Here is an 8,428-nt window from a genome sequence, read left to right on the forward strand (position 1 = left end):
AAAGGCGGCATTCGTACCTCGGCTACGTCAGCCCGGTCGAATTCGAAACCCTGGCGGAGAAGCAGGTGCCTGTGGCAGCATGAGAAAACTGTCCACTAAATCGGGGGAATCCCATACTGAGGCTCGGCATGCCCAAGGCGCACATCTTCTCTCTCATGCTTGCCCTGCTGTCAGGCGCATCCACAGCTTGCAGTTGCGAGGAGAAAAGCGAGGGCAAGCACGACTCCGGCACCGGTGTCCCGGACGGTTCCGACGGCGACACGGACAGTGATTCCGACTCGGATACTGACTCCGACAGCAACACCGATCCTGCGGATCCCGAGATCGACTGGGTGGAGATACCGGCGGGTAACTTCATCTTCGGCTCTCCGGTAGGCACACCGTGCCGCGGCCCGGGCCACGAAAAGGAAGTGCCGGTCATCCTCACGCACCCGTTCCTGATGTCGAAGTACGAGGTGACGCAGCGGCAGTGGACGGCGCTCGGCTTCGAGGCGCCGCACAACGCGCCGTTCTGCGAGGACTGTCCCGTGACGTTCATTGATCAGTTCGAGGCGATGGCGTGGTGCAACGCGCTCTCGGCGTTCGAAAGTCTCGAGGAGTGCTACGACCTTTCGAGCTGTTCGGGAACAATAGGGAGCGGTTGTCCAGACGGCGATTTCTTCCTTGGCGGGTGCGCCGTGGAGGAAGGGACGGGGGATCCGCTCCCAGACGTCTATCGATGCGCATCTCCGGTACGGAAGCACGTTTCGATGTACGACTGCGCGGGTTACCGCCTGCCAACAGGTCCCGAGTGGGAGTACGCGGCCAAGGCCGGCACGACGACCAACACCTACAACGGCGACATCACGGTGGACTCCGAGGGCATCTGCATCGACGAGCCGATCCTGAACGACATCGCCTGGTACTGCGACAACTCCGGTTTCGGCAACACGGACTGGACGGTCGAGAAGTACGACCTTCTCCGCGAGGTCGGCTTCAAGCAGCCCAGCCCGTTCGAGCTGTACGACATGCTCGGCAACGCGTGGGAGTGGGTGGACTATGTCTCCACCGGCGGCGGCATCGACTGGATCTACGGCGGCACCGGAGAAACGCTCACAGACCCAATGGGGCCAGGCGAAACGGATGACGTGCGTCGCGATATCCGCGGAGGTGCCTACAATACGCACGCTTGCCGTACTCGAGCGGCGCACCAGTTCGAAGCACATGGTGACGAGCGGCATGCCGTCTCGGGCTTCCGTCCGGTGCGTACATTGCCTTCGACCGCACCCGACACCGGACCGGGCGACTCGGGCGTGAAGTAGCGGGGCGCCGCCGATCGGCGCGTGGTAGAAAGGCGGTTGGAAATGAAGAGAAGAGCCCTGGAGATGACCGCAGCGCTCGTGTTGACCGGCGCGATCCAGTTCGGCTGCTCGGACGACGGCTCCGCTGGCAGCGACACGGACACCGACACGGACGCGGATTCCGACACGGGCACGGACACCGATTCCGATATCGATTCGGACAGCGATTCCGACTCCGACACGGACGGCGACGCCGACATCGATTCGGACAGCGATTCCGACTCCGACACGGACAGCGACGCCGACACCGGTTGCGGTGTCGTGGACAACTCGTGCTGCGACGGAGGGACCTGCGAGAGCGAGGATCTCGTCTGCACGAACTTCGACGGCACATGGTCAGGCCAGCCGGTGTGCGCTACGGAGTGCGTCGTCGATACGTGCGACGTGGAAGGATATCCGGATCAGATCTGCATGGACGTCTCATGGGACGTTCTCGGTGTCTGTGTCGACGATCCGGTGTCTTTTTCCGAGGAAACGGCGATGCCGGCCGACAACGCCTGCGCGCTCGCTCTGTTCGGTGACGGCGCCTTCTGTTGCCCCCTCGCGCTCGGCGGCGACGGGGCCGGCTGGGGTTCCGACGATCCGAGCTCGTGCAACGGCGTGGACATGACGGATCTCGAGATGCCGTCCGGAATCGGTGGCTATCTCCTCGCCGGTGTCGGCGTGTGCCTCGTGGGCTCGGGCGATCTCTATTACTGCGGCTCGCCCTGCGAATTCGAGAACAGCTGCGGTGAATACCACTCGTGTTACTCGCTCGATGGTGAGTACGGGGCGTGCTTCGAATACGCATCGTTCGGGTGAGTTGCAGGGGGGATAGGGGACGTTCCCAACTTTCACAACTTGACGAGGCGTGCGTCCGGACAATCTGGAGACAACCGAGACGGACGATTTGCAGCCTACGGCTTCCGCCCGGTCCGCACGCTGCCTTTGATCGTGCCCGACGCCGGGGCGGGCGATTCGGGCGTGAAGTAGTCCGGCGAATCGTCTCTCCGAATCGTCTCTAGGAACCTAGTCTCCCCACCCGGCGCGGGGTAGAATGGTCGCGTAACGCTTCTTCAGAGAGGAGAGTGCGCCATGAGATTCCTGACAGCTTTGATACTGGTGTCGTCCGCCGCGAGCCTCGCGACCTGCGGGGGGAGGACGGTGGCGGAGGTCGGCACGGCCGATGGGGACTCGGACAGCGATTCGGATTCGGACACGGACTCGGACACGGATTCGGACACGGATTCGGACACGGATTCGGACACGGATTCAGACACCGATTCGGACACGGATACCGACAGCGATACGGACACGGACAGCGATACGGACACGGACACGGACACGGATACCGACACGGATACCGATGTCGAGTACGGTGAGGCGTGCACGGCCGACGCCACCTGCCCGACGGACGCCTACTGCGGCGCCTACTTCGTCGACGAGATCGCGAGCGAGTGCTACCTGAGCTGCGTCGGCGACGCGACCCTGTGCGACGACACCGGGTTCCCGAGCTGCTCGGTGACGACCGGCGACCCGAGGTGCCTCAAGACCGCGGCGTTCACCGCGGCCACCTTCTCCTGCCAGATCGGCTCCTTCCAGGCCGGCAACAACGCGGCGCTCACCGTCACCGACTACGAGTACACGGGCACCGCGCTCCAGTCGTGCGCGGCGAGCACCGACGGCTCGTACTGGATTATGCAGTTCGCGGACCTCCCGGAGACGGACGTGCAGATCGACGTCCTCGTGATCTGGCCGGTCGCGAGCCACGTCGTCGGGACGGTCGCGGACGCCTACGTGCAGGTCAAGGAGCGGGCCTTCGACGGGACCACCGAGATCGACAACTGGATGCGCGCCTTCTGCGACCCGTCCGACACGGCCATCACGTTGACCGCGGCGCCGACGGCGGCGGGATCGGACGTCACCGGGTCGATCAGCTTCACCTCGACCGGCTGCTTCGCCTACAACGCCCAGTTCGCGCCCGCGAAGTAGGCGCCGGAAGACCGCTCACTCACCAGCGGCCGGCGCCTTCTTCCTGAGATCCGCGAGCCGCAGCCCTTCGATGGACAGGCTCACGGCGCCGAACGCGCTGCTCACGCCGATGTCGAGGAGCCAGCTGAACAGCGCGTACGCCGCGGCCGTCGCGTGATCGACGCCGTGGAGCGAGAGCGCAAAAGCGGCCGCCGCGTGGTAGACACCGACGTAGCCCGGCGCCGAGGGGATCGCCACGCCGAAGCCCAGGCAGGCGAGCAGCGTGAGCGCGAGCGACGGCGTGGCCTCGAGGTCGAACGCCTCGAGCCGGAACGCCATGCTGACGAGCGTCAACCCCCACAGCCCGGCCACCAGCGCGAGCGCGATCCCGAACGCCCGCGCGCTCGCCATCGTCTTGAGGCCTGCGGAGAACCGCACCCAGTTGGTCCAGAGGAACGCCTGGATCGGGCCCTTGGCTTCGCCGTCTGCCTCGCGCCACCTGCGGCGGGCGAGCATCACCACGACGGCGAGCCCGAGCACGACCACCCCTGCCGTGCCGAGCGCCGCGTTCCGCAAGGCGCCGGGGAGCGGGGCGAACTGGAGCGCGGCCAGCGCGATCGCGGCGACCATGCCCATGTCGAGCATCCGCTCGAGCGCGAGCGAGCCCACGACCGACGAGAAGGGGATGCCGCTGCCCTTGTGGACGGCCGCGCTGCGCGCCATCTCGCCCGCGCGGAACGGCAGGACGTTGTTGGCCAGGAAGCCGACGCAGATGTAGCGGTACGCGCCGAGAAAGTCGATCCGGCCGAGCGGCATGAGGAGGTGGCGCAGGAGGAGAGAGCGCAGCACCACGGTGCCGGCCCAGTACACGAGGATCGTCCCCGCGAGCGGCAGGAACCGGATGCGAGACGCCGACTCGAGCAGCGCGTCGAGATCGAAGTCGCGGTAGACGTACGCGAGCCCGGCGATCGAGAGCGCTACCCCCAGGACCGGTATGATGAAGCGGGTCGGGCGCTTCGAGCCCCGCGTCACAGGTGCCAAGTCGCTCTCCTCGGGGCGCCGCGTGAAGGGCGGAGCGCTGCTTGAATGCCCATCGGTGTTGCCCTATCATCCCATCGATGAAAGGCCAACACCAACCGAATTTCGACGTCGCGGTCGTCGGCGGCGGGAGCATGGGGACCGCCCTCGCGAAGCTCCTCGGCGACGGCGGCCGGCGCGTGGCGATGTGGGTCTACGAGGCCGAGCTCGCCGACAGGATCAACGAGACCCGCGCGAACGAGCTGTTCCTCCCGGGAGCGAAGCTGCCCGAGACCGTCGTCGCGACGAGCTCGCTCGAGCGCGCGCTCGACGGCGTCGGCACGGTGCTGAGCGTCATGCCCGCCCAGTTCGTGCGGAGCGTCTGGGCCGCCGGCGCGAGGCACCTCGCCGAGGGCGCCTCGGTCGTGAGCGCGTCCAAGGGCGTCGAGACCGGCTCGGCGCAGCTCATGTCGGAGGTGCTCGCCGAGGCGTTGCCCGGAGCGGCCGGGAGGCTCGCCTTCCTGTCGGGCCCGAGCTTCGCCAAGGAGATCGCGGCGGGTCAGCCGACCGCCGTCGTGATCGCCTCGGCGAACGCCGACCTGGCCGTGCGGATCCAGCAGCTCGTATCGACCGCGTCGTTCCGCGCGTACACCACCGACGACGTCGTCGGCGTCGAGCTCGGCGGCGCGCTCAAGAACGTCATCGCGATCGCGGTCGGCGTCGCCGAGGGGATGGGGCTCGGCCTGAACTCCCGGGCGGCCCTGATCACGCGCGGCCTCGCCGAGCTGACGCGCCTAGCCGTCTCGTGCGGGGCGAACCCGCTCACGCTCGCGGGGCTCGCCGGCATGGGCGATCTCGTGCTGACCTGCACCGGACACCTGAGCCGCAACCTCCAGGTCGGCAACCGCCTGGGGCGCGGGGAGCGCCTCGACGAGATCCTGGGGAGCATGCACATGGTCGCGGAGGGCGTGGCGACGGCGCGATCGGCGATGATCCTCGCGGCGCGCCGCGGCGTCGAGATGCCGATCTCCGAGGCCGTCACCAGGCTCCTCGACGGCGAGACGGCGCCGGCGGACGCGGTGCGCGAGCTCATGGCGAGGCCGCTGCGCTCCGAGCGGGAGCGCTAGCGGTTGGGCCAGTTCCTCAAGCGGCACGCCGTGTTCGTGCTGTTCCCGGCCGTCGTCGTGGCGATCGTCTTCCTCGGACGGATCGTGATCGCGTCGGCGACGCGCTTCGGCGGGTGGGGCGAGCAGTCGATCGTCGAGAGCTCGTTCGTCCTCGCCCGCGAGAAGGTGACGCGCATCGAGGAGGCGATCTCGCTGGCCGATCACGCGTTCTTCCGGATCGTCAACCCGCGCGACATCGACTCCGCGTGCGAGAGGTGGCAGCAGGCCGTCCACGCGAACCGGATCATCGAGGCGGCGGCCGTCGTCGACGAGGAGGGCGGGGTCGTGCAGTTCTTTCATCGCGACGCCGATCCCGCGCGGGCGCTGGCGATCTACAACCTGCTCGTCACGGACGTCGTCCCCTCGTTCGATCCGTACGACGCGCTGGAGCAGCACAAGCATATCCACCGGGCGATGGGCGACGGGTACAGGCTCGTCACGGCGCTCACGACGCGGTTCGAGGACCAGGACTACACGCTGTACCTGTTCTACGACACGCGCGAGATCGTGGGGGTCCTGTTCGACGGCCTGCTCGGGGACATCGGGCCCGAGCGCATCGCGAACGTCATTGACGACAACGACAGGCGCGTCTGGGGCGACGACCTGAGCCGCGCGGGCGCGTTCATCGTCGTGCAGAGGTTCCCGTCGTCGCTGTACAAGTGGCGGCTGCAGCTCGCCCCGCAGGCGGCCGCGTTCTACGCCGAGCAGGCGGAGCGGCAGCGGTTCTCCGAGTGGCTCCTCATCCCGCCGGCGTTCGCGATCATCGTCTTCGGGCTCGCGGTGCTGTACCTCGCCATGGTGCGCGAGCGCCGCCTGAACCGGCTGAAGAGCGAGTTCATCTCGAACGTCAGCCACGAGCTCAAGACGCCGCTCGCCCTGATCCGCATGTTCACGGAGCTGCTCTCGATGAACCGCGTCCGCGACGCGAACAAGGCGCGCCAGTACTACGAGATCATCCTGCGCGAGACCGAGCGGCTCACCGCGCTCATCGACAACGTGCTCGACTTCTCGAAGATCGAGCGCGGCAAGAGCGAGTACGAGTTCAAGCCGGTCAGGTTCGACAGGATCGTGGAGCCGGCGGTCGAGATGTACCGCCACCGCGCGGACGAGGCGGGCGTGCTGCTCGAGTACTCGGCCGAGCCCGATCTCCCGCTGGTGCGCGCCGACGGGGATGCCATCACGCTCCTGCTCATCAACCTCGTCGACAACGCGCTCAAGTACGGCGTGGGCACGGATCGCATCGGCGTCGCCCTCCGCGGCGACGCGCAGCACGTCTACCTCGAGGTGTTCGACCGGGGCGCGGGCATCCCGGCGCACCACCTCAAGCGGATCTTCGATAGGTTCTACAGGTACCAGGCGTCGGATCTCGACACGCACGGCCACAGGGGATCGGGCATCGGCCTGAGCCTCGTGCGGCACATCGCGAAGGCGCACGGCGGGCTGGTATCCGTCACGAGCACCCCGGGCGTCGAGACCCGCTTCACGGTCCGGTTCCCGGCCGCGAAGGGGGCGGAGGAGGCCACGTGAGCGCCATTCGGAACGTCATGAAGCGGACGGCGGAGTCGAAGTGGTTCCAGCGGACCATCACCGTCGTGATCCTCCTGGCCGGCGCCCTCGTCGGCATGGAGACCGACCCCGGGCTCGTGGAGCGCCACCAGACGCTCCTCCACGTGCTGGACCAGATCATCATCTGGATCTTCGTCGCCGAGATGCTCGTCAAGATGGCTGCCGAGGGCAGGAGGCCGTGGCGCTACTTCCTGGATCCGTGGAACGTGTTCGACTTCCTCATCGTCGCGACCTGCTTCATGCCCATCAACGCGCAGTACGTCATGGTGCTGCGGCTCGCGCGGCTCCTCCGGGTGCTCAAGCTCGTGCGCGTGCTGCCGAAGCTGCAGATCCTCGTCAGCGCCCTCCTCAAGTCGATCCCGTCCATGGGCTACGTCGGGCTGCTGCTCGCGATCCTGTTCTACGTCTACGGCGTGGCCGCCACGCTCCTCTTCGCCGGGAACGACCCCATGCACTTCGGCAGCCTCGGGATGTCGATCCTCAGCCTGTTCGGCGTGGTGACGATGGAGGGCTGGGTCACGATCATGGACACGAACCGGCTCGGCTGCGACCGGTTCGGGTACGAGGGGTTCGAGAGCCTGTGCGTCGCGCCCGAGGCGTTCCCGATCGCGAGCCCCCTCCTCTTCATCACGCTCATCCTGTTCGGCACGATGATCATCCTCAACCTGTTCATCGGCGTCATCATGAACGGCATGGAGAGCGCGCGCGAGGAGGCCGATCTCGCCGCCTCGGAGCGCCGCCGCAAGGAGGCGGGCGAGGGGGCCGTGCCCGTGTCCGACGCGATGTCGACCTTGCTGCGGGACATGGACGAGTTGCAGGGCAAGATGAAGCGGCTGCAGTATTCGGTGAAGCAGCAGGAGACCGCGCGGACCGAGAGGCCCCGCGCCGACGGCTGAGCTCCGATCGCGCCCGTCGGGAGCGTCAACTGCCCGCGTCGGCCTCGGTGCCGCGGGTCTTCAGCTCCTCGATCTTCTTCTTGAGCTGGCTCAAGGTGTCCTTGACCGTGGAGACGATCTCGTCCTGGTTCTTCCCGAGGTCGAGGGGCGTCTTCGGTTTGGGCGCGGGGCTCTTCTCCTTCGGCTTTCGGACGTCGCCGCCCTTGTCGCTCGGGATCGCCGGCGAAGGCGCGGTGTCGATCTCCTCGGGCTGCCCGTCGCCCGGCTCCGTCGCCGGGAGCGGCAACAGGGCCTGCGGCCCGACGACCGGCGGCGCGACCGGGGGCGGCACGAGCTGCGGCAATGGCGGCTGCGGCGCCCCGTGCTCGGGCCCGATCGCGAAGCACCACACCGCGGCCCCGCCTCCGCCGAGCAGGAGGAGCGCGCCTGCCGCGATCCCGGCAACCATCCCGCCCTTGCCCTTCCTCCTCTCCGCGGCGGCGGTCGGGGTCGC

The 8,428-nt window shown here is 67.6% G+C and carries 8 protein-coding genes; 6 read left to right on the forward strand and 2 right to left on the reverse strand.

The window, feature by feature from the left end:
- Positions 1–128: 128 nt before the first annotated feature.
- From M0R80_29775 to M0R80_29785, 3 genes are all read left to right on the forward strand, one after another.
- Positions 129–1,301, forward strand: coding sequence for a formylglycine-generating enzyme family protein (locus M0R80_29775; protein ID MCK9463828.1), 1,173 nt, complete (start codon positions 129–131; stop codon positions 1,299–1,301).
- Between the two features lie 42 nt (positions 1,302–1,343).
- Entirely contained in the window at positions 1,344–2,141 is a 798-nt protein-coding gene (locus M0R80_29780; protein ID MCK9463829.1) for a hypothetical protein, read from the forward strand.
- Positions 2,142–2,414: 273 nt separating this feature from the next.
- Complete coding sequence (locus tag M0R80_29785; GenBank protein ID MCK9463830.1) at positions 2,415–3,311, forward strand: hypothetical protein; 897 nt, start codon at positions 2,415–2,417, stop codon at positions 3,309–3,311.
- A 15-nt stretch (positions 3,312–3,326) separates the two neighbouring features.
- Here M0R80_29785 and M0R80_29790 read toward each other — a convergent pair whose 3' ends face one another.
- Entirely contained in the window at positions 3,327–4,322 is a 996-nt protein-coding gene (locus M0R80_29790) for a flippase-like domain-containing protein (GenBank protein MCK9463831.1), read from the reverse strand.
- A gap of 86 nt (positions 4,323–4,408) precedes the next feature.
- Between M0R80_29790 and M0R80_29795 the strand changes: the two genes are divergently transcribed.
- From M0R80_29795 to M0R80_29805, 3 genes are read left to right on the forward strand one after another with little or no spacing between them, the layout of a single operon-like run.
- Entirely contained in the window at positions 4,409–5,434 is a 1,026-nt protein-coding gene (locus M0R80_29795; protein ID MCK9463832.1) for an NAD(P)-dependent glycerol-3-phosphate dehydrogenase, read from the forward strand.
- A 3-nt stretch (positions 5,435–5,437) separates the two neighbouring features.
- Positions 5,438–7,000 carry a HAMP domain-containing histidine kinase gene (locus tag M0R80_29800; GenBank protein ID MCK9463833.1) on the forward strand — a complete coding sequence of 521 codons (1,563 nt, stop codon included), beginning with the start codon at positions 5,438–5,440 and terminating at the stop codon, positions 6,998–7,000.
- Entirely contained in the window at positions 6,997–7,935 is a 939-nt protein-coding gene (locus M0R80_29805) for an ion transporter (GenBank protein ID MCK9463834.1), read from the forward strand. Before M0R80_29800 ends, M0R80_29805 begins: the two co-directional genes overlap by 4 nt.
- A gap of 25 nt (positions 7,936–7,960) precedes the next feature.
- Here M0R80_29805 and M0R80_29810 read toward each other — a convergent pair.
- Positions 7,961–8,428, reverse strand: a 468-nt coding sequence (locus M0R80_29810; protein ID MCK9463835.1) for a hypothetical protein, incomplete at its 5' end; no start/stop codon positions are given.

The organism is Pseudomonadota bacterium, assembly GCA_023229365.1.
Lineage (GTDB): Bacteria > Myxococcota_A > Polyangia > JAAYKL01 > JAAYKL01 > JALNZK01.

Bases quoted from the DNA above. Each gene is read 5' to 3' on its own strand.
- M0R80_29775 (MCK9463828.1), top strand. From the start codon at position 129: ATGCCCAAGGCGCACATCTTCTCTCTCATGCTTGCCCTGCTGTCAGGC.
- M0R80_29780 (MCK9463829.1), top strand. From the start codon at position 1,344: ATGAAGAGAAGAGCCCTGGAGATGACCGCAGCGCTCGTGTTGACCGGC.
- M0R80_29785 (MCK9463830.1), top strand. From the start codon at position 2,415: ATGAGATTCCTGACAGCTTTGATACTGGTGTCGTCCGCCGCGAGCCTC.
- M0R80_29795 (MCK9463832.1), top strand. From the start codon at position 4,409: ATGAAAGGCCAACACCAACCGAATTTCGACGTCGCGGTCGTCGGCGGC.